The 25,313-nt window shown below is 66.2% G+C and carries 23 protein-coding genes, 1 pseudogene and 1 riboswitch; of the genes and pseudogenes, 18 read left to right on the forward strand and 6 right to left on the reverse strand.

Annotation, left to right across the window (positions count from 1 at the left end):
- Nucleotides 1-29: 29 nt before the first annotated feature.
- Nucleotides 30-1,322, reverse strand: a complete 1,293-nt coding sequence (locus ABS761_RS02860) for a purine-cytosine permease family protein (protein WP_350406531.1) — start codon at nt 1,320-1,322, stop codon at nt 30-32.
- Between the two features lie 48 nt (nt 1,323-1,370).
- A riboswitch (TPP riboswitch) is annotated at nt 1,371-1,463 on the reverse strand.
- A 110-nt stretch (nt 1,464-1,573) separates the two neighbouring features.
- On the opposite strand from ABS761_RS02860, the gene ABS761_RS02865 reads away from it, so the two are divergent.
- Nucleotides 1,574-3,241 carry a SulP family inorganic anion transporter gene (locus ABS761_RS02865; protein ID WP_350406532.1) on the forward strand — a complete coding sequence of 556 codons (1,668 nt, stop codon included), beginning with the start codon at nt 1,574-1,576 and terminating at the stop codon, nt 3,239-3,241.
- On the opposite strand, the gene ABS761_RS02870 is transcribed toward ABS761_RS02865, so the two are convergent.
- Entirely contained in the window at nt 3,225-3,947 is a 723-nt protein-coding gene (locus ABS761_RS02870; protein WP_350406533.1) for a lipoyl protein ligase domain-containing protein, read from the reverse strand. The two genes, ABS761_RS02865 and ABS761_RS02870, sit on opposite strands and share 17 nt — an antisense overlap.
- Nucleotides 3,948-3,983: 36 nt before the next feature.
- Nucleotides 3,984-4,454: a TM2 domain-containing protein gene (locus ABS761_RS02875; RefSeq protein ID WP_350406534.1), complete on the reverse strand. Its 471-nt coding sequence runs from the start codon at nt 4,452-4,454 to the stop codon at nt 3,984-3,986.
- 406 nt (nt 4,455-4,860) lie between these two features.
- Between ABS761_RS02875 and flhD the strand changes: the two genes are divergently transcribed.
- From flhD to flhF, 15 genes and pseudogenes are all read left to right on the forward strand, one after another.
- Nucleotides 4,861-5,181 carry a flagellar transcriptional regulator FlhD gene (gene flhD, locus ABS761_RS02880; protein ID WP_350406535.1) on the forward strand — a complete coding sequence of 107 codons (321 nt, stop codon included), beginning with the start codon at nt 4,861-4,863 and terminating at the stop codon, nt 5,179-5,181.
- Between the two features lie 26 nt (nt 5,182-5,207).
- Nucleotides 5,208-5,765, forward strand: a complete 558-nt coding sequence (flhC, locus tag ABS761_RS02885; RefSeq protein WP_350406536.1) for a flagellar transcriptional regulator FlhC — start codon at nt 5,208-5,210, stop codon at nt 5,763-5,765.
- 124 nt (nt 5,766-5,889) lie between these two features.
- Complete coding sequence (gene motA / locus ABS761_RS02890; RefSeq protein ID WP_350406537.1) at nt 5,890-6,759, forward strand: flagellar motor stator protein MotA; 870 nt, start codon at nt 5,890-5,892, stop codon at nt 6,757-6,759.
- A 9-nt stretch (nt 6,760-6,768) separates the two neighbouring features.
- Nucleotides 6,769-7,695 (forward strand): annotated as a pseudogene (gene motB, locus ABS761_RS02895) (flagellar motor protein MotB); the annotation flags it as partial.
- Between the two features lie 223 nt (nt 7,696-7,918).
- A complete protein-coding gene (gene cheA, locus ABS761_RS02900) occupies nt 7,919-10,027 on the forward strand; it encodes a chemotaxis protein CheA (protein ID WP_350406538.1) in 2,109 nt (702 codons plus the stop codon).
- 24 nt (nt 10,028-10,051) lie between these two features.
- Nucleotides 10,052-10,546 (forward strand): chemotaxis protein CheW, encoded by a 495-nt coding sequence (locus tag ABS761_RS02905; RefSeq protein WP_350406539.1) that lies wholly within the window; start codon nt 10,052-10,054, stop codon nt 10,544-10,546.
- A gap of 44 nt (nt 10,547-10,590) precedes the next feature.
- Nucleotides 10,591-12,309 carry a methyl-accepting chemotaxis protein gene (locus ABS761_RS02910; RefSeq protein ID WP_350406540.1) on the forward strand — a complete coding sequence of 573 codons (1,719 nt, stop codon included), beginning with the start codon at nt 10,591-10,593 and terminating at the stop codon, nt 12,307-12,309.
- A 25-nt stretch (nt 12,310-12,334) separates the two neighbouring features.
- Nucleotides 12,335-13,180, forward strand: coding sequence for a CheR family methyltransferase (locus ABS761_RS02915; RefSeq protein WP_350406541.1), 846 nt, complete (start codon nt 12,335-12,337; stop codon nt 13,178-13,180).
- A gap of 29 nt (nt 13,181-13,209) precedes the next feature.
- Nucleotides 13,210-14,262, forward strand: coding sequence for a protein-glutamate methylesterase/protein-glutamine glutaminase (locus ABS761_RS02920; RefSeq protein ID WP_350406542.1), 1,053 nt, complete (start codon nt 13,210-13,212; stop codon nt 14,260-14,262).
- A gap of 62 nt (nt 14,263-14,324) precedes the next feature.
- A complete protein-coding gene (gene cheY / locus ABS761_RS02925; protein WP_350406543.1) occupies nt 14,325-14,708 on the forward strand; it encodes a chemotaxis response regulator CheY in 384 nt (127 codons plus the stop codon).
- Nucleotides 14,709-14,720: 12 nt separating this feature from the next.
- The gene (gene cheZ / locus ABS761_RS02930) at nt 14,721-15,365 is read left to right on the forward strand and encodes a protein phosphatase CheZ (protein WP_350406544.1); all 645 of its coding nucleotides are present in this window, start codon (nt 14,721-14,723) and stop codon (nt 15,363-15,365) included.
- Nucleotides 15,366-15,483: 118 nt separating this feature from the next.
- Nucleotides 15,484-17,022 (forward strand): methyl-accepting chemotaxis protein, encoded by a 1,539-nt coding sequence (locus tag ABS761_RS02935; RefSeq protein WP_350406545.1) that lies wholly within the window; start codon nt 15,484-15,486, stop codon nt 17,020-17,022.
- Between the two features lie 92 nt (nt 17,023-17,114).
- Nucleotides 17,115-18,284, forward strand: coding sequence for a flagellar biosynthesis protein FlhB (flhB, locus tag ABS761_RS02940; RefSeq protein WP_350406546.1), 1,170 nt, complete (start codon nt 17,115-17,117; stop codon nt 18,282-18,284).
- Nucleotides 18,281-20,395 (forward strand): flagellar biosynthesis protein FlhA, encoded by a 2,115-nt coding sequence (gene flhA / locus ABS761_RS02945; RefSeq protein WP_350406547.1) that lies wholly within the window; start codon nt 18,281-18,283, stop codon nt 20,393-20,395. The genes flhB and flhA overlap by 4 nt, the downstream gene beginning before the upstream one ends.
- Nucleotides 20,392-22,704 (forward strand): flagellar biosynthesis GTPase FlhF, encoded by a 2,313-nt coding sequence (flhF, locus tag ABS761_RS02950; protein ID WP_350406548.1) that lies wholly within the window; start codon nt 20,392-20,394, stop codon nt 22,702-22,704. The genes flhA and flhF overlap by 4 nt, the downstream gene beginning before the upstream one ends.
- 61 nt (nt 22,705-22,765) lie before the next feature.
- On the opposite strand, the gene ABS761_RS02955 is transcribed toward flhF, so the two are convergent.
- The 3 genes from ABS761_RS02955 to flgA all read right to left on the reverse strand — a co-directional run bounded on the left by ABS761_RS02955 (nt 22,766) and on the right by flgA (nt 24,285).
- A complete protein-coding gene (locus ABS761_RS02955; RefSeq protein ID WP_350406549.1) occupies nt 22,766-23,206 on the reverse strand; it encodes a flagella synthesis protein FlgN in 441 nt (146 codons plus the stop codon).
- Nucleotides 23,203-23,490: a flagellar biosynthesis anti-sigma factor FlgM gene (gene flgM, locus ABS761_RS02960; protein WP_350406550.1), complete on the reverse strand. Its 288-nt coding sequence runs from the start codon at nt 23,488-23,490 to the stop codon at nt 23,203-23,205. The genes ABS761_RS02955 and flgM overlap by 4 nt, the downstream gene beginning before the upstream one ends.
- Before the next feature lie 93 nt (nt 23,491-23,583).
- Complete coding sequence (gene flgA / locus ABS761_RS02965; protein ID WP_350406551.1) at nt 23,584-24,285, reverse strand: flagellar basal body P-ring formation chaperone FlgA; 702 nt, start codon at nt 24,283-24,285, stop codon at nt 23,584-23,586.
- 184 nt (nt 24,286-24,469) lie between these two features.
- Here flgA and flgB point away from each other — a divergent pair, with 184 nt between their 5' ends.
- Together flgB and flgC are read left to right on the forward strand one after the other, a co-directional pair.
- Nucleotides 24,470-24,877 (forward strand): flagellar basal body rod protein FlgB, encoded by a 408-nt coding sequence (gene flgB / locus ABS761_RS02970; protein WP_350406552.1) that lies wholly within the window; start codon nt 24,470-24,472, stop codon nt 24,875-24,877.
- 19 nt (nt 24,878-24,896) lie between these two features.
- Nucleotides 24,897-25,304 (forward strand): flagellar basal body rod protein FlgC, encoded by a 408-nt coding sequence (flgC, locus tag ABS761_RS02975; protein ID WP_350406553.1) that lies wholly within the window; start codon nt 24,897-24,899, stop codon nt 25,302-25,304.
- Nucleotides 25,305-25,313 lie beyond the last annotated feature (9 nt).

Raw genomic sequence — 25,313 nt, forward strand, 5'->3', positions numbered from 1 at the left:
ATAAGGGCTTCGGACCGTCCGATGGAATCTCAGGCCGCCAGGGGGCGTCGTCCGGCACCGCGCACGCTCAGGGCGCCCAGGATGAACGTCAGCGCCAGCGTTGGCAGGGCGCTGCCGTACTGCGGCGCCCATTGCGCCAGGGCGTGATAGCACAGGATGCCCAGCACCCAGATCAGGGCCGGGCCCACGTGCAGGCCGCGGCCCGATACGGCGATGGGCCCCGTCGTCAGCCCCAGGCGTCCCAGGATGGTGCCGAACAGTGGCACGAAAACCGAGCTCAGCGTCAGTAGGAAGGGCTCCAGGCTGTGCATCGGCAAGACCATGGCCAGGACGATCGAGAGGGCTGCGAGCGCCACGCCCCAGCCGCGCACGCTCAGGCGCGGCGTGATGCTGTGGGCGGAGATCGAACCCGAATACAGGTCGCCGTAGGTGTTGTCCAGTTCGTCCACCAGGATCAGGCCCAGGGCCATGAGCCCGCCCTGCGCCAGCAGCAGGGCGCCGATCATGTCGGTGTCGGTGCCGGCCGCCGTGATCACCAGCACGCCCAGCGCATAGCACCAGATGTTCGCCACGGTGTAGCCCAGCCAGGTGCCGGCGAACGCGGCGCGGCCGCTGCGTCCGTGGCGGGCGTAGTCGGCCACCAACGGTAGCCACGAGACGGGCATGGCGATCACCAGGTCCAGGGCGCCGAACACCCCCAGGCCGCCGGCGCCGGGCCGCAGCCAGGCGGCGCGCAAGCCCTCGGCGTCGAGCTTCATCAGGAATTGGAAGGTCAGCCAGACCAGCGAGGCGATCACCAGCGGCAGCCCGTAGCGGCTGACGAAGCGGCGCACCAGCGTGATCATGGAGCCGCACAGCAGGGCCGTGACCACCAAGCCCCAGAACAGGGTCGGGAGCACGAGGCCGAGCTCCAGGCCGAAGGCTTGGCGGCCGATCGCGATCGTGCCGTCGCGCATGACGACCAGCTCGAACGTAGCCCAGCCGAGCAGTTGGATGATGTTCAGGAATACCGGCAGGCGCGCGAAGCGGCTGCCATAGACGGCATGTATCAGGCCGGCGCTGGACAGGCCGCTGTCGCAGCCCAGGCGGGCCACCCAGGCCAGTAGCCCCGCGCCCAGGATCGAGCCGATGATCACCGCCGCGAGCGCGTCGCGCACGCCCAGGGCGGGGACGAGATAGGCGCCGACCTGCATGACGAGCAGGCCCACGCCCAGGCTGAACCACAAAGCCGTGTGGTCCCGCCAGCCGAAGACGCGCTGTGCGTCGGGCAGCGGGGCCAAGGCCTGGTTGGCGGGGGAGGGGGATGGGGAGGAAGAAGCCATGCTGCGCCTTTGGTCGTGAGCACAGGAAAAAGGCGCTGACCGCAGGGCGGCCGAGGCTAGCCGCTTTCCTGCGCGAGGATGATCTCAATCAGGTTCGAAGGGACTGTCTCAGCCGCGTGTGCGGCACCCCTAGCGACGCTCGTGTAACGTAGCGATTGTAGGGCGCCGCCAAGACGGCCCGCAAGCCCGGCTCCGCGCCCGCCTTGGCCCAGGGTTCAACGATATAATAGGCGGCCTTTCATGGGTGATTTATGTTCGCTTTGCTTGAGGCTCGGCGGGCCGGCCTGTTGGCCCCGCGTTACTGGCTGCCCAATATCGTGGCCGGGGTCATCGTCGGCGTGGTTGCCCTGCCGCTGGCGATGGCCTTCGCCATTGCCTCGGGAGTCAAGCCCGAGCAGGGCCTGTACACGGCCATCATCGCGGGGCTGGTGGTATCCGTGTGCGGCGGTAGCCGCATCCAGATTGCCGGGCCCACCGGGGCGTTCATCGTCATCCTCTCGGGCATCGTGGCCGATCACGGCGTCGATGGCCTGCAGCTTGCCACTCTGATGGCGGGCCTGATGCTCTGCGGCTTCGGGCTGGCCCGGATGGGTGCGGTGATTCGCTACATTCCGATGCCGGTGATCATCGGCTTCACCGCGGGCATCGGCGTCATTATCTGGGTGGGACAGTGGCAGGATTTCTTCGGCCTGCCCGCCGCGCCCGGGCGCTACTTTCATGAAAAAATCTGGCACCTCGTCCAGGCCTTTCCGCAGTTCGACCCGCTCACGACCTTGTTCGGGATCGGCTCGCTCGCCCTGGTGATCCTGCCGCTGCGGGTCCGCGCTCTGCGCCGCATCCCCGGGCCGCTGCTCGCTTTGGTGGCCGCCACTCTGATTCAGGGGGTTTTCCAGTTTCCCCAGGTCGCCACCATCGGCAGCGCCTTTGGCGACATTCCGCGCGGCCTGCCGGAGTTCACCTGGCCGCAATGGTCGCTCGACCGGCTGCTCAGCCTGATCGGGCCGGCCTTTGCGATCGCCATGCTCGGTGCCATCGAATCCCTGCTGTCGGCTGTGGTTGCCGACAGCATGGCGGGCACGCGTCACGATTCCAATGCCGAGCTCATGGGGCAGGGGCTGGCCAACATTCTCTCACCGCTGTTCGGCGGCATCGCCGCCACGGGCGCGATCGCCCGGACCGCCACCAACATCCGCAGCGGCGGCAATAGTCCGCTGGCGGGCATTGTCCATGCGGTGACGCTGGTGCTCGTTTTGCTGTTGCTGGCGCCGCTGGCCCGCCACATCCCGCTGGCGACCTTGTCGGCGGTGTTGTTCGTCGTCGCCTGGAACATGAGCGAGGCGCCGCGCTTCATCCGGCTCGCGCGTCGCGCGCCGCGCGCCGATGTCGTCATCCTGTTGGTGACATTTTTCCTGACGGTGTTCGCCGACCTAGTGGTGGCGGTGAATATCGGCATTGTGCTGGCGGTGTTGCATTTTCTGCGCCGCATGGCTGATAGCGTCGATGTCGTGGCGCAAGGCGAGGACCTCCTGCGCCGTGAACTGGGCGCCGGAGGCTTCGAGGGTTTGCCGCCCGGCGTCGAGGTGCGCGAGGTCAGTGGCCCGTTGTTCTTTGCCGCGGTCGAGCGTCTGCGCCTTGCCCTGGAGGGTTCGCGCGCCGAGGCGCTGGTGCTGCGGCTCGAGCGCGTCCCCTTTGCCGACGCCACGGCCCTGCAGGCGCTGGACGAGTTGGCCACCGAACTCGCGGAGCGCGGCGTGCGCCTGGTGTTGTGTGGCGCGAACGCGCGCGTAGCCGGCAAGCTGCGGCGCATGGGGGTGCTCGATCGCCTCGGCGAGGACGGCACACAGCCCGACCTGCCGCGTGCGCTGGTGTACTTGCGCGGCGATGCGCCGCAGCCCGGGCTGCTCAGCGATCCGTGGTGAGGTCGGGCCAGGCCGAGCGCAGTGCATCCGCCAGCCCCGATTTCAAGGCTTTGAACAGGCCGGATCGCGGGCTGGGCCCCAGCGTGTCCAAGGAGGCAATGCGTTCCGGCAGATAGCGCCGGCTCGAGCCGAGCGCCGACTCGAGCCGGTTGGCTTGGCCGGTCAGCGCGGTTGGATCGATTCGGGCGAGGATCAGCCCGTGCACCAGTCCCGCATGCAGGTCGCGCGGCCCGTCGGGGATGCGGCGCCAGACCTGGGCCGTGCCCGCGATCTTGCGGGCCGGCTCGCCGACGGCCAGATTGAATCGCCCATCGCAGAATGAACCCTCGACGGCCTGGGCGCGTGCGTCGATGCCCAGTGGGGTCAGGGCGGCTTGGATGATGGCGCAGATCAAGCGATACAGCGCCTCTGAGTGGTCGAGAGGCCGGCCCCGGAGGGGCAACGCGAGGCTGAGGTTCAGGATTCCGGGGCCCTGCGGCACCACCCCGCCGCCCGATTGCCGGACCGCGATTGGCCAGCCTTCGCGGGCAAAGGCCTCGCGGACGTGGTCGAAGCCGGGTAGGGACGCATAGGTGCGCGGCACGACCAGCCCCCGGGGCGCTTCCCAGATCCTGGCCACGGGCCCCAGCGCCGCCGCCTGTGGAATCAAGTCCTCGTCGGCGCGACCGTCGCTGGACGAGGCGGCGGGCAGAATCAGGAACCGCATGCGGCGGATGGCTCGCGGGCGCGTGTCATGCGCGCCTCAGGGCTGGCGCGAGGCTGCGAAGGCCTCCTCGTCCATGAACAGGTAGCGGATCGCGTCGATCAGGCCCAGGACCACGGCCAGCGGGGTGAACCAGTACCAGATGAGCAGATAGCCCAGTCCCCAGCCGACTTGCCCGAGGTAGAAGCGGTGTGCGCCCAGCCAGCCCAGGAACAGGGCCAGGACGATGGCGATCTTGCGCTGCGTGGACGACACGGCCAGGACATCCCGGCGCGAGCGCAGCACCCAGAAACTGATCGGAATCGTCAGCAGCAGGGCCAGCAGGACCTTGCCGGTGTGCAGATGCAGATAGTAGGCGACGGCATCGAACAGCTCGCCGAAATTGCGCACCAGGACGCCCGTCAGGGCGGAGATCCAGGCAAAGACCTCGTGGAATGCCGTTTCACCGAAGCTCAGGGCCAGCAGGATGACGACGAAGATCGCGAGGACCAGGATGATGTTCTTGAGCATGGCGGTTTCCGCGGGGCGTCTGGCGTGGCCGAAGCGGCCGGGATGCCGGAAGGCCCATTCTATGCCGATTTACGTTTTCCCCAGGGAGCAGGGGCCTGGTGCGCGGCTCGCATGGCCGCTAAGCCTCTGATTGCGGAATGTATTTGCAACATGTTTTTGTTGCTTTAATAATTATTTGTTACACAAAGACCATGGGCGCGAGGAAAGTATCTGTGATTTTTGGGTAATTTGGCACTATACTTGGCAATGTTATGTAAAAAATGCATGAAAGTGTCTTTTAGATGTCATTTCCAAATTAATAGATTAATTTAAATATGACATTTTGAATCTGTAAACACAGGCTGTCCGGTATTTCATAGTCATCGTCCGAGCCTTCTCCGCAGGCCATGATCCCCGAAGGAAATCCATGCCAAACCTAGATTCCGCGCTCTTGAACGACATCCGGGAAGTCAATCTTTCATATCTGATGCTGGCCCAGCGCCTGTTGAGGGAAAACCTGGCCGCCGGCATGTTCCGCCTGGGCTTCGACGCCGATGTGGCGGAAACCATCCTTAAGCTCTCGCCGGCCCAACTCGTGCGGCTGGCGGGCTCCAATTCGGTGATCTGCGGGTTCCGCCTGAACGATGGTCAACTGCTCTCGTCGCTGACGCATGAGGTGCTGGGCGGGGTGCTGCAGCAGGCGCATTCCACCATTCTGCTGTCGCAGCGGGATACCTCGCCCGCCTGACCACTGACCCTTCGACCATATTCCTCATGTCCACGAAAAGCGTCGCCCGGGAGGCGAGCGAAATACGCCTCGCCACCGAGATGATCCGTCTTGGCGCGCGTCTGCAGGTGCTCCAGGCCGAGACCTCGCTGAGCTACGATCGTCTGGCAAGACTCTATCGCGAGGTCAAAAAAGCCTCCCCGCCCAAAGGCATGCTGCCGTTCTCCGTCGACTGGTTCACGACCTGGCTGCCAAACATCCACTCCAGCATGTTCTATGGCATCTACCAGTTCATGGATCGGTATACGCCGGCCAAGAAATCCCACGCCCTGGTCGAGGCCTATAGGCTCTACCTCGAGCAAGCCCACGCTGGCGTCCTGCCCGGGGACGCGTCCGGCGAACCCGTGCTCAGCTTCACCCGCGCCTGGATGTTGGTGCGGTTCTTCGACAGCGGCCTGCTGCAACTGACACCCTGCGGACAGTGCACGGGCACTTTCGTGGCGCATGCACACGATCCTCAAAACGGGTTCATCTGCGCGATCTGCAAGCCGCCGCCGCGCGCCGGCAAGACCCGGGCGCGCCGCAAGGCTGCCGAGGCCATGTGACCGGCCGCGGGGGCGGCGCGCATCGCGGTGCAGGGATTTGACGACAAAAACCCCTATTGAATGACGCTTTTGATGGGCGTCGCTCGGGCGATGATTGTCGGTATTTGGATTTCAGGGCGCGCAAGTGTTTATCATCTTTGGCTATGCGATCGTTCTTGGCGCGGTGCTCATCAGCTACATCGCCATGGGCGGACATCTCGGCGCCTTGTATCAGCCGTTCGAGTTCGTCCTGATCGGCGGCTCCGCCCTGGGCGCCTACATTGCCGCCAGCAACGGCGCCTCGGTGAGGCTGCTGCTGCATGCCATCCCCAGGGCCGTGCGCCGCAATCCCTACGGGAAATCCCTGTATATGGAGCTCATGGCGCTGCTGTACACCCTGCTGAACAAGGCGCGGCGCGATGGCCTCATGGCGATCGAGTCCGACATCGAGGATCCGGGCTCCAGCCCCATCTTTTCCCAATACCCCCGCGTGCTGCGCGATGCCAAGCTCATGGAGTTCCTCACGGACTACCTGCGCATCATGATCAGCGGCAACATGAACTCCTTTGAGATCGAAACCTTGATGGACCAGGAGATCGAGGCCCTGCACAGCGAGCATCACAACCCGGTCAATGCCGTGCGCGCCGTGGCCGACGCCTTGCCGGCCTTCGGTATCGTCGCCGCCGTGCTCGGGGTGGTCAAGGCGCTGGCGGCGGTCGATCAGCCCCCGGTCGTTCTGGCCGACTTGATTTCCAAGGCGATGGTGGGCACGTTCCTCGGCATCCTGCTGTCCTATGGATTCGTCGCGCCGTTCGCCTCCGCGGTCGAACGCCAGTCGGTGGCTTCGATCAAGGTGCTCGAGTGCATCAAGGTCACATTGCTGGCCAGCATGAACGGCTATCCACCGCCCCTGGCGATCGAGTTCGGGCGCAAGGTCCTGTTCTCGTCGGTGCGGCCCTCGTTCACCGAACTCGAGTCACACGTGCGCCAGGCCAAGAGCCAGGCGGCTCGCTAGGGCCGCGGAATGGCCAAGCTCGACTCGGGCCGGATCGTCGTCAGACGCAAGCGCGTGTACGGCGAGTCCAGCCATGGCGGCAGCTGGAAGATCGCCTACGCCGACTTCATGACGGCGATGATGGCTTTCTTTCTGGTCATGTGGCTGTTGATGCTGGTGCCGACGCGCGATCTCAAGATCATCGCCGAGTATTTCCGCATGCCGCTCATGACGGCGATCTCGGGTGGCCCCAACATCGACACCAGCGAGTCGGTGATTCCCGGGGGCCAGCCCAGCATCGTGCCCAACACCTTTCCGCTGCCGGCCTCGCACCAGAGCGATGGCGACGAGGACCAGGAGGACGCCATGCGCCTCGAGAACCTGCAGCGCGAGCTCGAGAACCTGATCGAGCACAATCCGGTCCTGCAGCAGTTCCGGCCTCAGCTCCTGCTGGACATGACTCCGGACGGCCTGCGCATCCAGATCCTGGATCAGCAGAACCGGCCGATGTTCGCCACCGGCAGCGCCATCGTGCAGACTTATATGCGCGACATTTTGCGCGAACTCGCCCCTGCGGTGAGCCGGTTGCCCAATTCGATCACGGTTTCGGGGCATACGGACGCCATGCGCTACGCGGCCGGCGACCGGCAGTACAGCAATTGGGAGCTTTCCGCCGATCGCGCGAACGCCGCGCGCCGCGAGCTTGTGGCCGGCGGCCTCGTCGAGAACAAGATCAAGCGCATTCTCGGCCTAGCCGATACCGTCAATCTCATTAAAGAAAATCCATTCGCAGCCGTTAACCGGCGTATCAGTATATTGGTGTTGAATCGCCAGGCGGAACGCCGTATCGACGAGCAGAACGCCGCAGGGCGAGACGCCACTCAGCTTCGCGAGCGCCTGGGCACGCCATTCGAGCCGGACGCGCCCATGGCGGACCCCGGGGCTGATCCGGCGGCGCCTGCGGACGCAGCTCCGCAGGCGCCCACGGACTCCGCGCCACCCCCGTTTCCCGCCGGGGCGACGGGTGAGGCGCCGGCGGTCCCGGCGGCGCCCCCAGGGCCGTCGGCTCCCCTGGGCGGTCCGACAGGGCCCACCCAGGGGGCGGCCGTGGACGCTGGCGTGGTTCGCGGTCCGGCGTCCGCGCCCAGGGCGCGCACCAATCACGGCTAAGGACGAAAGCATGAGCGCTGGTGTGGATCTGAGTGAGTTCTTCGATACGTTCTTCGACGAGGCCGACGAATTGCTCGCCGAAATGGAGCAACTCCTGCTCGGCCTGGACCCGAGCGCGCCGGATGTGGACGAGCTCAACGCCATTTTCCGAGCAGCGCACTCGATCAAGGGTGGAGCGGCCACGTTTGGCTGTTTTGAGGAATTGGCCAAGACCACCCATCTGCTCGAGAACCAATTGGACCTGATCCGCCACGGCGAGATGCCGCTGCGTCAGGACATGATCGACCTCTTTCTGGAAACCAAAGACGTGCTGACCGAACAAGTTGCCGCCTATCGCGAATCCGGGAAACCCGACCAGGACGCGTACGAGCGAATTTGTGCGCAACTGCGCCAGCTTGCGCTGGAGCAGCAGGGCGAGGCCGCCACGATCCAGGCGCCGTCCTCGCCTGCCGACCGTCCGACCTCCCCGGACCCGGCCCTCGCCGATCCGCCTGCCGCCGAGTCCGGTACCGACCTGCCACTGCGGGTCCACGTCGCCCGGATCCGGGACAAGGACATCGGGCCGCTCGCGGCCGAAATGGCGCTGATGGGCGAGGTGCTGCACGAGGAGCATCGGGACGGGGCCTTGTCGATCTGGCTCGAGACCACCGCGACGGCCAGCGACCTCGAGGCCGTGTGCTGCTTCGTCGTCGATGCCGATCAGGTCTCGGTGCGGCCCGAGGCCTTGCCCAGCGCCGCCGCGTCGCGGCCCGAGGCGACCGCCGCGCTCTTTGCCGAGGCCGCGCACGCCATCGAGACCGCCCTCGATGCGGGGCCCCCAGCCAGTCCCGCAGCCGCCACCCTGGCCGAACCCGCGCCGGCCGGGGCCGCCGATGACGCATCCGAGCCACCGGCCGCTCGCGACGACAAGGCGGGCAGGCTCGGCAAGGCCGGCAAGCCCAAAGAAACCGGCACCATCCGCGTCGGCGTGGAAAAGGTCGACCAGATCATCAATTTGGTGGGCGAACTCGTCATCACCCAGGCCATGCTGGTCCAGACCTCGCAATCCCTGGATCCGGTGCTACATGACCGTCTGCTCAACGGTATCGAGCAGCTCGAGCGCAACGCGCGCGACTTGCAAGAGGCCGTCATGTCCATCCGCATGATGCCGATGGACTACGTCTTCAGCCGCTTCCCGCGCGTGGTGCGTGAGAACGCCACCCGCATGGGAAAACGCATCCGCCTGGTCACCAAGGGCCAGGCGACCGAACTCGACAAGAGTCTGATCGAGCGTATCATCGACCCGCTGACGCACCTCGTGCGCAACAGCCTGGACCATGGCTTCGAGATGCCCGAGGTCCGCCAGGCCCAAGGCAAGGATCCCGAGGGCACCTTGATCCTGTCGGCGCAGCACAACGGCGGCCAGATCGTCATCGACGTCATCGACGACGGCGCGGGCCTCGACCGCGCGCGCATCCTCAAAAAGGCGATCACCCAGGGCTTTCCGGTCTCCGAGTCCACGCCCGACGAGGAGCTCTGGCAGTTGATTTTCGCGCCCGGGTTCTCGACGGCCGAGAAAGTCACCGACATTTCCGGGCGAGGCGTGGGCATGGATGTGGTGCGGCGCAATATCCAGGGCATGGGCGGGCACGTCCAGCTTTCGTCCAGGGCCGGCGAGGGGACCACCACGCGGATCGTGCTGCCCCTCACGCTCGCGATCCTCGACGGGATGTCCGTTCGAGTCGGTGCGGAAACCTTCATCCTGCCGCTGTCCCACGTCACCGAATCCATGCAGGCCACCGCCGACCAGATCCACAACATCTCGGACACCGAGCGGATGCTGCACGTGCGCGGCGAGTACCTGCCGGTCGTCGCGCTGCACGAGGTGTTCGGCGTCGAGGGCGCCGAGGCCAACCTGACGCGTGCCATCGCGGTCATCTTGCAGGCCGAGGATGTGCGTTTCGCCTTGATGGTCGATCACTTGATCGGCCAGCACCAGGTCGTGGTCAAGAATCTCGAGGCAAATTATCGCAAGGTGCCGGGTATTTCGGCGGCCACCATCCTGGGCGATGGCAGCGTCGCGCTGATCGTGGACGTCTTTGCGCTGCGGCGCGCGTCCGCTCTGCGCGCCGTGGCTTGATCCTCTTCACGTTCGGAGACCATCATGAATCTCAATCAAAAACGGGACCAGGCCGAGGGCCAGGGCAAGGAGTTCCTGGTCTTCACGCTGGCCGAGCAAGAATACGGCATCGATATCCTCAAAGTCCAGGAAATCCGAGGCTACGACAACCAGTCGGTCACCCGGATCGCGAACGTGCCGTCCTTCATCAAGGGGGTGACCAATCTGCGCGGGGTCATTGTCCCCATCGTTGATCTACGCATGAAGTTCAACCTGGACAAGATCGAATACAACCACCAGACCGTGGTGGTGATCCTGAACGTCCATTCGCGGGTGATGGGGGTCGTGGTCGATGGCGTGTCCGACGTGTTGATGCTGCAGTCCTCCCAGATCAGCCCGGCACCGCAATTCGGGTCCGCCTTCTCGACCGAGCACTTGATGGGCATCGGCACTGTGGGCGAGCGCATGCTGATCCTGGTAGACATCGAAAAGCTCATGACCAGCGACGAAATGGCGCTGGTCGAGAGCGCGGCGGCCTGATCGGCCCTCCGCGCATTCCCTGACATCCAGAGGCGGGACTCTTCATGCAAATAGGCAAAAAAGTCTTATTCGGCGCCCTCAAGGTTCGCACCAGCCTGATCCTGGTGTTGACCTTTTTCTTTGTCATGCTGGTCGCGGGGGCGGCGCTCGGCGTGCTGTCGCTCAGGTTCAACAATGATGCCCTCAAGAGCATCGTTCGAGACCAGCACACCGCCTCCAGCATGGACGCGGCGATCAACCAGTATCAGGATGTCCAGGTGATGATGGGCCGCACGATGGCCAGCTTCACCGTGAACAGCGATCTGCTCAACAACAGCATCGTCTCGAGCTGGAGCGGCGATGAGCAGGCCAGCGGCCTGAGCGATGCCAGCCAGGCCCTGCTCAAAGAGGCCGAACGCCAGATCGCCCGTTCCCGAGAGGCTTTTTCCGTGTTCAAGACTCAGGCCGAGGCGACCATGGCGCCCGAGAGCGGCTACGACCGCGTGATCAACGCCTATGACGAGTTGACCAGCAGCGGCCTGACCAAGCTCCTCGACGCCCTGAAGAGCGGCCAGATGGAGACCTACAACGATGTTCTCACCAATCTCGTCGTGCCCATGGAGGCCAACCTGCAGCAGTCCTACGAGACCCTCAAGGAGTATCAGCGGCTGCACATCGCCGAGGCCGTGACCCGCGAGGAAACCCTGTTCGAGCGCGTCGTGGCGATCGTCGGCGTCTCGATGCTGGTGGCCTTGCTGTTCGCCTTCTCGGCCTATGTATTCCTGCAGCGGGTCGTGTTGCGGCCCCTGGCCAATGCCGGCGCCCACTTCGACGGAATTGCCGCCGGTGATCTGACCAGGCCCATCGCCGCCACGGCGCGCAACGAGATCGGCGTGCTGTACGAGGCCATGCGCCGCATGCAGGACGGCCTGTCCCGGACCGTCGCATCGGTGCGCGGCGGCGTGGGCGAGATTCGCAACGGGTCGCAGGAAATCTTTGCCGGCAACACAGATCTCAGCAGCCGGACCGAGCAGCAGGCGGCCTCTCTGCAGCAGACGGCCGCCAGCATGGAGGAGCTCGCCAGCACCGTGCGCCAGAACTCGGACAATGCCGAGCAGGCCGATCGCCTGGCCAAGAGCGCGGCCGAGGTGGCGCAGCGCGGCGGCGCGGCGGTGGCCGTCGTGGCCGAGACCATGACCGGGATCACCGCGAGCTCGGGCAAGATGTCCGAGATCGTCAGCGTGATCGACGGCATCGCCTTCCAGACCAACATTCTAGCGCTCAATGCCGCCGTCGAGGCCGCGCGAGCGGGCGAGCAGGGCAAGGGCTTTGCCGTGGTCGCGGGCGAGGTGCGGTCCCTGGCGCAGCGCAGCGCCCAGGCCGCCAAGGAAATCAAGGGCCTGATCGACGAATCCATCGGGCGGGTCAAGGAAGGCTCCGAGCGCGTCGGCGACGCGGCGCGCATCATGGACGAGATCGTCAAGTCCGTGCAGGGCGTGACCGCCATCATGCACGAGATTTCGTCGGCATCGCGCGAACAGTCCGACGGCATCGTGCAGATCAATCAGGCGGTGACCGAAATGGATGGGGTGGTTCAGCGGAATGCCGCGCTCGTCCAGCAGGCGGCGGCGGCGGCGGGCTCCCTGCAGGAGCAGGCCGAGCGCCTCGCCGAGGCGGTTTCGGTCTTCAAGATCCGCGAGGGCGGCGAGGTGATCGACGTATCGGGCGGTGCGCTGGGATACCGGTCTCAGCCTGTGCTGCCCACCCTGGCACTGAATACGTGAGCCGTGTGATGCACAGGCGCGCGGCATGAGCAGCGAAACGCTGGCGACCTCGTTTTTTTCCCAACCGATCCTGCCCAGGGCCGAGCCGGACGAGCTCTCGCGTGCTGTCCAGATTCTGCGGCGGCGCACGGGCATCGTCCTGGGCGAACACAAGATGGACATGGCTGCGCGCACCCTGGGCCTGCGCACGCGCCATCTGGGCCTGGAGTCCGTGCGCGACTACCTGTCCATGCTCGAGCTCGATGCGGCGGCTCCCGAATGGGAGCGCTTCATCAGCGCATTCACGATCAATCACACCGCGTTTTTTCGCGAGCGGCATCATTTCAAGATCTTGGCCGAGTGGGTCAAGTCGCGCAAGCGGCCGGTCACGGTCTGGTGCTGCGCCGCCTCCACTGGCGAGGAGCCCTATACCATCGCCATGACCCTGCACGACGCCTGCGGGCAGTCCGAGGCGGGCTTGTCGGTCATCGCCACCGACATCGACGCCCAGGCGATCGAGCAGGCGCGCGCGGGGATCTATACGCTGGACCGGATCAAGCCCGTGCCGCCCGATTTTCTCAAACGTTATTTCCTGCGTGGATCGGGCCGGCAGGCGGGGATGGCCAAGGTTAAGCCCGTGCTGTACGAGATGGTGTCCTTCGATGTGCTGAACCTGGTGGCGCCCCAGTGGCCGCTCACCCAGCAATTCGACGCCATCTTTTGTCGCAACACGATGATCTACTTCGACAAGCAAACCCAGACTCGGATCCTCGAGCGCTTCGTACCCTTGCTCAAGCCCGGCGGCCTGCTGTTTGCCGGGCACTCCGAGAATTTCACGTACCTGACCAAGGCCTTGCGCCTGAAGGGGCAGACCGTTTATACCCTGGCCTGACAGGTCGGGCGCAATCAGACATGGCACCCATGAAGAAAATCCGCGTTTTGTGTGTGGACGATTCGGCGCTGGTCCGCAGCCTCATGAGCGAGATCATCGGCGGGCAGTCCGATATGGAAGTGGTGGCCACGGCGCCCGACCCGCTGGTCGCCCGCGAGCTCATCAAACAGCACAACCCCGACGTGCTGACGCTGGACGTCGAGATGCCACGCATGGATGGGCTGGATTTTCTCGAACGCTTGATGCGCCTGCGGCCCATGCCGGTGGTGATGGTGTCCTCGTTGACCGAGCGAAATTCCGAGGTGACCTTGCGTGCGCTCGAACTCGGCGCGGTCGATTTCGTGACCAAGCCCAGGCTGGGCTTGCGCGACGGGCTGCTCGAGTACAGCGACATGATCGCCGACAAGATCCGCGCCGCCGCGCTCGCCCGGCCGCGCCAGCGCCAGATGGTGGACGGGGGCGCCCGCAAGCGCCTGGCGGTGGCGTTTGCGACCACCGAAAAACTCGTCGTGATCGGCGCCTCGACGGGCGGCACCGAGGCCATCCGTCATGTCCTCGAACCCCTGCCGGCCAATAGTCCGGCCATCATGATCACGCAGCACATGCCCGCAGGTTTCACGAAATCCTTCGTCCAGCGTCTCGACGGCCTGTGCGCGATGAGCGTCCACGAGGCCGAGGACGGACAGCGCGTGCTGCCGGGCCACGTTTATCTCGCGCCGGGCGGCGTCGCGCACATGAAGCTCGCGCGCTCGGGGGCCAATTACGTCGTCAAGCTCGAGTACTCCGAGCCGGTCAACCGCCACCGGCCATCGGTGGATGTGCTGTTCCACTCGGCCGCGCAGGTCGCGGGCCGGAACGCCATCGGCGTGATCCTCACCGGCATGGGCAAGGACGGCGCGCAGGGCTTGCTGGCCATGCGCGAGGCCGGCGCGCGCACCTTCGCCCAGGACGAGGCGAGCTGCGTCGTCTTCGGCATGCCGCGTGAAGCCCTGCTGATCGGGGCGGCCGAGGAGGCCGTCCCGCTGGCGGACATGAGCGAGAGAATACTCAAGAGCGTGGGCGCCTATGGGCACCGGGTTTGAGGCCCGCACGGCCCCGCCCCAAATGGATGCGTACTGACACCTTTGATATTGGAGAGTGACCGGTGGTACAGAAAACCATGAAAATCCTGATCGTCGACGATTTCCCGACGATGCGCAGGATCATCAAGAACCTGCTCAAGGACCTGGGGTTCGAGAATGTCGATGAGGCCGAGGACGGCGCCATCGGCCTCGAGAAGCTGCGTAACGGCAACTTCGATTTCGTGGTGTCGGACTGGAACATGCCCAATATGGATGGGCTGACGATGCTGCAGCAGATCCGGGCCGATCCCAACCTGGCGTCTGTGCCCGTCCTGATGGTGACCGCAGAGGCAAAAAAGGAAAACATCATTGCGGCGGCCCAGGCGGGGGCGAGCGGCTATGTGGTCAAGCCCTTTACCGCCGCCACCCTCGAGGAAAAACTCAACAAGATCTTCGAGAAACTCTGAGTGGAGGACGGCATGACAACGGACAACAGCATGAGCCTCGGTGCGTTCCCCGAGGAACCCATAGACCTGATCCACCGGATCGCGCAGTTAACCCGGATGTTGCGCGAGAGCATGCGCGAACTGGGCCTGGACCAGGCGATCAAGGATGCGGCGCACGCGATCCCCGATGCGCGCGACCGCCTGCACTACGTCGCCCAGATGACCGAGCAGGCCGCCAACCGCGTCCTCAACGCCGCCGAGCAGATCCAGCCCTGGCAGGACGCCCTGCAGGGCCAGGCGCAGGATCTGGATACGCGCTGGCAGGCGTGGTTCGACCATCCGGTCGAGCTGGGCCAGGCGCGCGAGCTGGTGGATGCGACGCGGGCCCTGCTCAAGGACATCCCGGAAAAGACCCAGGCCACCCAGCAAAACGTCATGGAGATCATCATGGCCCAGGATTTCCAGGATCTGACCGGCCAGGTGATCATGAAGATGCTGGGCGTCGTCACCGCCATCGAGACCGAGCTCGTGCAGGTGTTGATCGACAACGTGCCCCAGGACCGGCGCGAGGAAACCCGGTCGCTGCTCAACGGGCCGGCGGTCAAACCCGACGGCAAGGCGGATGTCGTGGCCAATCAGGACCAGGTCGACGATCTGCTCGCGAGCCTCGGTTTCTGAGCGGCACGCGGGGCGGTGACGTGCCGTTGCGGGTGCAAACGAGCGGTCCGGGCGAATCATGAATTGATGTCTAGATACGGCCCATGACGGAATGGGCGACCGGTCAAAAGGAGACAGCATGAAAAGAGATCACGGCAGGACCCTTGGCCTGGGACGGTTGCTCAATCGCCTGAGCCATGGACACGCGACGCTCGCCGACCGATCCTGGACCCTGAGTCCGGCGGCTTGGCCGGTGGGCCGCTTCCTGGATTCCTTGAGGGCGCGCTTCGTGGTGATGCGTCATTCCAGCATCCAGATTTCCATCAACGCCGCCCGCCTGCAGGCTTATACCGAGGAATGCGAAATCCTGGCACAAGGGCAGGCGCTCGATGCCGACGGTTTGTCGGTCCAGGGCAATCAGATCGCCGGCCTGTCCGAGCAGACCAACGAGACCGTCATCGGCATGGCCGAGTCCTTCCGGACCCAACTGCAATCCCTGCAGGAGACGCGCTCGCGGCTCGACGAACTGCATGATCGGGTGGGGCGCGTCGCCGCGCAGATGCAGGCTTTCTCCGAGATGGTGGTGCAACTGAACGAGCGCGCCCGCTCGGTCGAGGACACCAGCCGCCTGATCAAGGACATCGCCTTGCAGACCCACCTGCTGGCATTGAACGCCGGGGTCGAGGCGGCGCGCGCGGGTGAGGCGGGCAGGGGATTCGCCGTGGTTGCCAGCGAGGTCGGCAAGCTCGCCGAGCGTGTCAACGCGGCCACCGGCGACATCGTCCGGCACACCGGAGAGATCCTTGGGCTGGTCACCAGCACGCGTCGCCAGACCGATCACATTCACGCCGACATGACGGCCTCGAACACCATGGTGGGCGATTTCTCACAGCAATTCACCGCGCTGGTGCACGAGCTCGAGGGCATGGGCGGGCAGATGGACCAGGTCGCCGACAACGTCTCGCAGGTCAACCAGACCAACCACGACATGAGTGCCGCCGTCTCGCGCATCGCCTCGCAAAGCGCCCAGGTGCTCGACCGGGTGGGCACGATGCGCGGACAGGTGCAGGATGTGCGCCGGCAGGCCGAGAGCCTGCAGGAAATGCTGGCGGCCCTGCGCACGGGCCGCACCCCCTTCGATGCGCTGGTCAACATTCTGGAATCCATGCGCGAGGCCTGCGTGCGCCTGCTGCACCAGGCGCAGCGACAGGGGCTCGACATCTTCGACCGCTCGTACCGCCAGATTCCGGGCAGCAATCCGCCGCGTTATCACGTCGGCTACGACAGGACCATTGACCAGCCCCTGCAGCGGATCCTCGACTTCGTTCTGGAGCAGTTGCCGGCCGGCTACTATGCGATCCTGATCGACGGCAAGGGCTATGCGCCCACCCACAACGCGCGCTATGCGCGGCAGCCGACCGGCGACGTGGCGCACGATACTCTGCATGTGCGCGACAAACGCCTGTTCGACGACCAGATCAGCAAGAACGCCATCGGCAACAAGGGCGGCGTCATGTGCCAGACCTATATGCGCGACACTGGCGAGATCATCACCGATGTGTCGATCCCCTTGGATCTGGATGGCACGCGCTGGGGCGCGGTGCGCATAGGCCTGGATTATCTGCGCTACGAAGAGCTCACTGGCCGGGCCAGCAGCCAGCCCCGGCTAAGTGCCTGAACAGCCTCGCTTAAGCGGCCTTGCTTGGCGGATCGCGGGGGGCGCCCGGGAGCTAGAATCCAGGCTGTCCCCATTTCCCGCCTCCCGCTCGCATGGCCGAGGATAGCGATCTAGAAAAAACCGAACCCGCCTCCCCTCGGCGCCTGGAAAAGGCGCGCGAGGAGGGGCAGGTCGCGCGTTCGCGCGAGTTGGGTACGTTCCTCGCGATTGTGGCCGGCGCCGCGGGCCTGTGGTTCGGGGCCGGCCATATGTACCGGGTCCTGAACGGCGTGCTGCGCGGCGGCCTGTGGTTCGATCCGCGCATCGCGCGCGATACGCGCGTGATGGTCGAGCAGGCGGGCGATTCCGCCTGGCAGGCTCTGCTGCTGGTGCTGCCGATTTTTGGCCTGCTCGCGCTGGTGGGGGTGTTCTCGTCGGTCGCGCTGGGCGGCTTCCTGCTTTCGGCCAAGGCGCTCGAGCCCAAGTTCGAGCGCATGAGTCCCCTCAAGGGGTTCAAGCGCATGTTCGCCATGCAGACCCTGGTCGAGTTGGTCAAGACCATCGCCAAGGCGCTGCTGATCGGCACCGTCGGGGTCATGGTCATCTGGCATTACCGGGACGACATGCTGTCTTTGACGCACATGGCGCCCACCGAGGCGCTGACGCGCGGGCTGGGCCTGGTGGCCTGGTGCTGCCTGCTGATCGCCGCCTCGCTGATCGTGGTCGTCCTGATCGATGTTCCCTGGCAGTTGTGGAACCACTACAAGCAGTTGCGCATGTCGCGCGAGGACGTCAAGCAAGAACACAAGGAAAGCGACGGCGACCCGTACGTCAAAGGGCGCATCCGCCAACAGCAACGCGACATGGCGCGCCGCCGCATGATGTCGGCGGTGCCCAGCGCCGACGTGGTCGTCACCAATCCCACGCACTACGCAGTGGCCCTGAGCTACCGCGAGGGGCAGGGCGGGGCGCCCACGGTGGTCGCCAAGGGCACCGGCCTGATCGCCGCGCGCATCCGCGAGCTGGCCGCCGAGCACCACATCGCCACGCTCGAGGCGCCGCCGCTCGCGCGCGCCCTCCATCACCACGTTCCCCTTGGCCAAGAGATCCCAGCCGCGCTCTATTCCGCCGTGGCCGAGGTCCTGGCCTGGGTCTATCAACTGCGTCGCTGGCGGCAGGGGGCGGGCGTGCCGCCGACCGCGCCCCGCGCGCTGTACGTGCCCTCTGAACTGGATCCGCGCCCGGGCGGCGCGGCACCGCTTGCCGCCGCGGCTGCGACATGAACGCCTTTCTCGCCTTTCTCAAATCCCAGGGCTCGGGGCAGGCTCGCCTGATGGCCGGCCCAGTGCTGATCCTCATGGTGCTCGCCATGATGATCCTGCCGCTGCCGCCGTTCATTCTCGATCTGCTCTTCACGTTCAACATCTCTTTGTCGGTGATGATTCTGCTGGTGGCGATGTTTACTCGCAAGCCGCTGGATTTCGCCGCCTTTCCGTCGGTACTGCTATTCGCCACGCTGCTGCGCTTGTCGCTGAACGTGGCCTCGACGCGGGTCGTGCTGCTCAACGGCCACAAGGGGCCGGCCGCCGCCGGCCAGGTGATCGAGGCCTTTGGCCATTTTTTGGTGGGCGGCAATTTCGCGGTCGGGATCGTGGTGTTCGTCATCCTCGTGATCATCAACTTCGTCGTGATCACCAAGGGTGCAGGCCGGATTGCCGAGGTGGGCGCGCGCTTCACGCTGGATGCCATGCCCGGCAAGCAAATGGCCATCGACGCCGATCTGAACGCCGGTCTGATCGGTGAGGACGAGGCGCGCCGCCGCCGGGCGGAGGTCTCGCAAGAGGCCGAGTTCTACGGCGCCATGGACGGCGCCAGCAAATTCGTGCGCGGCGATGCGGTGGCGGGCCTGTTGATCATGATCATCAACGTAGTGGGGGGACTGATCGTCGGCGTGGCCCAGCACGATCTGCCGGTGGGCGAGGCTGGCCGGGTGTATACGTTGCTGACGATCGGCGACGGCCTAGTGGCCCAGATTCCGGCGCTGGTGATCTCGACCGCGGCTGGGGTGGTGGTGTCGCGCGTGGCGACCGACCAGGACATCGGCCAGCAGATGATGGGGCAGCTCTTCTCCAACCCCAATGTCATGTTCATCACCGCGGGCATCCTGACCCTGATGGGCCTGATCCCCAATATGCCGCACGTTGCGTTCCTGTTGCTGGCCGCGATTATCGGCGGCATGGGCTGGGCGCTGCACCAGCGTCAGCAGCGCGAGCAGGCCAACGCCGCCGAGGAGCCCGCCCGTGCCGAGGCCGCCGTGGCCGCCGCCGCGGCCGAGGCGAGCTGGGACGATGTCTCCGTGGTGGACCCGCTGGGCCTGGAGGTCGGCTACCGCCTCATCTCTCTGGTCGATCACGAACAAAACGGCGAGCTCCTGCACCGCATCCGCAGTCTGCGCAAGAAGTTCGCCCAGGAAATGGGCTTTCTGCCGCCGGTCGTGCACATCCGCGACAACCTCGAGATCAAGCCCACCGACTATCGCATCTTGCTGTTCGGCGTCGAGATCGGCCGTGGTGTCGCCCTGGTGGGCCAATGGCTGGCGATCGATCCGGGCGAGGTCACCATGAAGCTGCAAGGCACGCAGACCACCGATCCCGCCTTCGGCCTGCCGGCGGTCTGGATCGATGTGTCCATGCGCGAGCAGGCCCAGATCGCCGGCTACACCGTGGTGGATGCCGCGACTGTGGTCGCCACCCACCTGAATCACCTGATGCATCGCCACGGCGCGCGCTTGCTGGGCCGCCAGGAGGCTCAGCAACTGCTCGACCATGTCGGGCGCGACCTGCCCAAGCTCGTCGAGGATCTGGTGCCCAAGACCATTTCCCTGTCGCTGTTGCAGAACCTGCTGCGCGGCCTGCTGGACGAGGAGGTCCCCATCCGCGATGCCCGCTCCATTCTCGAGACTGTCACCGAGCATGCGCCGCGTCTGGCCGCGCTCAATACCTCGGGCGGCGGCCCCGACCAGGGTGAGCTGCTGGCGTTGGTGCGTGTGGCCCTGGGCCGGGCGATCACCCAGCACTGGTTCCCGGGCGAGGGCGAGTTGCGGGCCATCGGCCTGGATGCGCGCCTCGAGCGCGTCCTCATGCAGGCCATGGGCGGCAACGGGGGCCTCGAGCCCGGCCTGGCCGACAGCTTGCTTGCCGACACGCTGCGCGTCGTCCAAGAACAAGAGGACAAGGCCGAGGCCCCTGTGCTCGTCGTGCCGCCACCCCTGCGGGCCTCGCTGGCGCGCTTTCTGCGGCATCACGTTCCGCAGATGGGCGTGCTCTCCAGCGCCGAGATTCCCGATGAGCGTATGATGCGCATCACCGCGGTCATCGGCGGGAGCTCCGCATGAACATCAGCCGTTTCTTCGGCATTACCAACCGGGAAGCCATGCGCCAGGTCCGCCTGGCGCTGGGGCCCGATGCGCTGATCGTCTCGAATAAACGGGTCAATGGCGGCGTCGAGATCCTGGCGACGGACCAGACGCCCGCGCCCGCGCATGCCGCCGATCAGGCGCCGCCGCCCACACCCCCGGCGCGCCCGGCGGCGCGTCCGGTGGCGCCGAGCGCCCCGGGCCAGGATTTGATCGGCGCCATCGGCGAGTTGCGCGGCTCGCTCGAGAGCCGCATCGACGAGCTGCTGTGGGGTAGCCAGTTGCGGCGTGCGCCGGGCGCGGTGAGCTTGTTCCAGACGCTGTTGCGCTTCGGGTTCAGCACGGCCTTGCTGCGGGCCATGCTCAAGCGACTGCCCGAGCACATGGGCGAGCGCGCCGCATTCCAGTGGGCACGCGCGGAACTCGTCAAGCATCTGCCGGTGCTGGCGTCCGAGGATACCTTGTGGCAGCCCGGGCTGGCCTTGGCGCTGGTCGGCCCCACGGGCGTGGGCAAGACCACCACCATTGCCAAGCTGGCCGCGCGCTGCGTGCGGCGCGCCGGCCCCGACGGCTTGATCCTGCTCACCACCGACACCTATCGGATCGGGGCGCACGAGCAGCTCAAGATCTACGGGCAGATGCTGCGCGTGCCAGTGCATGTGGTGCAGGATATTCACGAGATGCGGCGCGTCGTTCAGAGCGCGCGGCCGGACCAGACGATCCTGGTGGACAATGTGGGGATCAGCCAGCGCGACCAGTATATTTCAGAGCAGGCGGCGCTGCTGGCCAGCGCCGAACGCCCGGTCTCGCGCTTGCTGGTGCTCAACGCCTCGAGCCATGGCGATACCCTCGACGAGGTTGCCCGCTCGTACGCCGGGGACGGCGGCACGCCGCTGCGTGGCTGCATCATCACCAAGATCGACGAGGCGAGCCGCCTGGGCGCGGCGCTGGATACGGCGATTCGCTACCAACTGCCCATTCATTATGTCTCGAACGGCCAGAAAGTGCCCGAGCATCTGCTGTTCCTGCCGACCGAGGCCTTGGTCGACCACGCCCTGGCGCCCGCCCAGGGCGGGCGCACCCTATACGCGCCCACCGAAGCCGATCTGGCGGCCCTGCTGTCCATGACGCGCCCCGCCGAGGGCGGGGACGCGGCGGCGGCCCAACGCCAGCGGGACTTGCTGCCGCGCCTGCTCACTCTGTCGGCGCAGGACGGCGAGGCCTTGGCCGCCGAGGATCTCCGAGCGGCGGTCGCCGCCTTGGACGAGGATCCCGTCCTGGCCGAGGGATATGAGCTGTGGCGCGCGCAGGGCAGGGGCGACGAGTCCGCTGTGGCCGAAGGGGTCGAGCGCCTGCGCAGCGTCGCCCGGCGTGAGCTCGGCGCTGCCGGCGGCCTCACGCTGGCCGTGCATGGCCGCATCGCCTTGCATCTGGGCTCGCGCCGCGGCGCCTGGCTCGCCAGCGCCTGGTGCGGACTGGATGGTCGCGCCCTGGCTGCGACTTCACAGCAGTTGGTGCTGGCCGAGGGCTGGTATTCCCCCATCGAGGCGCACCGGCCGGTCGCGCCCACGCAGGCCGATGCCCTGCTGGCGCAGATCACCGCCGAATCCGCCGCGGCCGCGAGCCCTTTGCTGCACGTGTTCGAGGGCGGGGCGCCGACGCTGTGGCGCACGCTGGAATCCCGGGGCGTGCATTGGCTGGCACAATGCGGCGCCCGCACCCGGGTCCACGAGCTGGGCGGCGGGCCGGCCACCCTATCGGCCGTGTGCAGGCGCCTGACCGTCCAGCCCCTGGATCCCAAGGCGTTTGCGCATCGACCGGCTTTTGTCGGCCTGGACGATGCGCGGGTGGCCTTTTGGGTCGGTACGGGCCGGGTCGGTGTCCGGACGCGTGGTTTTGAGCCGCTGGAGGCCCGCGCGGTCTGCCTGCGGGCGATCGATCGCCAGGATGGCCGCGAGCTGCGGTGCTGGTATGCCCTGGCCACGCCTCAGGGCCCCGAGGACCCCATCATCCTGGCGCAGGCTTTGGCGGCGCGCGTCGATTGCCATGCGGCGTGGCGCCTGGCGGCGGCGATGCTCGGGGATACGGACGGGCCGGGCGAGGCCATGCTGACCCGCAGCCTGCGAGCGGCGCAGCTCGGGCTGGCCGCCTGGCGCCTGTGGCGCGATCCGCGCCTCGCCCAAGCGGCTGCGGTTTGTGCGCGGATGCTGGGCCAGGATGTGTTGCGGCCAGTCTTGGCGCCGGCCGCGCTGGACAAGCTCTATACCTTGAAAGAAGTCCTGGGCTGACTCGGACCGGGCCGGACTGGCCTCGCGCATCCGCGCGCCGCGCCTCGATAGCGGATTCCAGCTACGGCCGCGACAGGCGGCCTTTGGCGTCGTAGAGGTTTTCGCCCATCAGCCCGCGCAGGGTGTCGAGCGCACGGCGGTTGCTGGCGAGAAAAACATCGAGGATCTGTCCATTGCGCCGGTTGAGTTCGCTCGCCCGTCCCGCCAGCTCGAGCAGGGTGTCAAAGGCGTCGCGCAGGGGCGGATGGGCGAAGACCGCCGCCTCGACCCCGTCACGGTCGGCGCCAAAGCCCAGCCGCCCGAGGCGCTGGGCGCGTTCACGGTCCAGATCGCCCAGACGCTGGGCATAGTCGTTTTTGCGCTGGGTCAGGGCCTCGAGGGTTTCGTTGGGCGTTGAATCCAGCAGCAGGGCGGATTCCTCGTCGAGGGTCTGGATGAATTCGCGAACCAGCGCGGATTGCTGGTCGATGCAGTGCAGCAGGGCCTCGACCTCGGTGCTCATTTCAGCAGGTCGCGGACGCTGGCCAGCAGGCCGTCGGCGATGCGGCCCGGGTTGATTTGCAGCTCGCCCGAGGCGAGGGCGTCGCGAATCTGCTGGATGCGCTGGGCCTGGATGTCAGCGCCGCCGTCCTGCAGGGCCGAGAGGTGGCGCGCCGCGGGGCTGAGGTCGACAGGCGAGCGGGCACCGCCGGATTTCTGGGACGGCGAGCCGCCACCCGGCTCGGTGCGTGATCCTCCGGTGACCCCGTTCAGCAGGGAATTGGACGAAGTGGAACTGATTTTCAAGGTCGTCTCCGGGGAGGTCTGGTCTGGGGTGTTGCTGGTGCCTTCAATGTAACGGCGCTGGGGCCGCGAAATTTAGGGTGTTCCCCATACCCTTTACATCATAACCTGAACAGTGTGGGCGTCGATCACTGTGCCGGTGATCATTTGCCCGGAGCTGGTGCGGACCTGGATCTGGGCGCCCGGCCCCCCCGATTGCAGGGCCTGGCCTTCGCCCGTGGCGACGAAACCCAGACCGCGCGCCACCGTGCGGACGATGTGGCCACGCTCGATCGATTGCGGGTCGCGCAGGGCGTTGCCCTGGATGGCTGATCCCTTGGCGATGCGGCGCGTCGCCACCCAGCCCACGATGTGCGATGGATCGCCGATCAGACGATGGTTGCGCAGCAGGTCGCCCTCGCGGGTGTCCAACTCGTCCAGCGACAGGATTTCGCCTCGGTTGATCGTGCGGTTGGCGACGAAATAATGCCCCATGATGCGCACATTCGCCTGCACATACACGGTCCATGGCTGGGGGGCCAGGCAGCGGATGCCCACCGAGGTGCGCGGGCGCAACTCGGCGCCGCCGGGCAGGAAGGCCTCGAGCTGGGCGCAGGCGGGCTGCTGGGTGATGCGCGGCTCGTCCACCATGATGTCGGGTGTCCCGGGATGGCTGGCCGCGAGTTCGCGCAGCAGGTCGTCGGCCTGGGCGGCCACGGCGGCGGGGTCCTGGGTGCCCTGCGGCGGGGTGTCCCGCGCCATCGCGGGCAATGCCGCGCCGATGAGCAGCAGCAGCGAAAAGAGGCGACGTCCTGGCATTGAGGCATTGTAGTGTCCCGGGGCGGCGCGGGCATCGGGCGAATTGGCCGACAAACAGCGGCTTGTTTTGATGTTTGTGCGGCGCGCCCTCGACTTATTATGGTGTCGTGTGAAAAGGCCTTCGGGGCGCGTGGCGTCGCGGCCGGGCCGGGCACACGCGAATGGATACTTCAACCGGACCGCCATGATCGATCGCATCGGCAAGGAATTCGAATTCCAGCAAACAGCCCTCTCGCTGCGACAGCAGCGCCAAGAGGTCCTGGCGTCCAATATCGCCAATGCCGATACCCCCCATTACAAGGCACGCGACATCGACTTCGCGGCGTCGTTGCGAGGCGCGCTGGACGAGCGCATGCGGCTGCCCGACACCCGGTTGACGCTGACCTCGGCGCGCCACATCCCGGCCCAGGCGCACACCGCGGGGCCGGCCGAGGAACTGTACCGCGTGCCCACCCAGCCCAGCATCGACGGCAACACCGTGGACATGAATGTAGAGCGCGTCCAGTTCGCCGACAACACCATGCGCTACCAGACCGACCTGACGCTGATCGACCGGCGCATCAAGTCGCTGCTGGCGGCCATGCAGCAATAAACGGATTCCGGATTTCGTCATGTCATCGACCAGTATCTTCCAGATCGCGGGATCGGCCCTCACGGCCCAGTCCCAGCGCATGAATGTATCGGCCAGCAATATCGCCAACGCCGACAGCGCGGTGGGTCCCGACGGCCAGCCCTACCGCGCCCGCCAGGTGGTGTTTCAGATGGCGCCGCAGGGGGGCTCGGAGGCCGTTGGCGGCGTCAGGGTCTCTGGCGTCATCGAAAGCGCCGCGCCGCCGCGCATGCGCTACGACCCGGGCAACCCCCTGGCCAATGCCGAGGGCTACGTCACCCTGCCCAATGTCGACGTGGTCGCCGAAACGGTGAACATGATTTCGGCCTCGCGCTCGTACCAGGCGAATGTCGAGGTGATCAACACGGCCAAGACCCTGATGGCCAAGACCCTGACCCTGGGCCAATAAGGAGGCACC

Origin of the sequence: Castellaniella sp. GW247-6E4 (assembly GCF_040276065.1) — a bacterium.
In the GTDB taxonomy this organism is placed as follows: Bacteria; Pseudomonadota; Gammaproteobacteria; order Burkholderiales; family Burkholderiaceae_B; genus Castellaniella.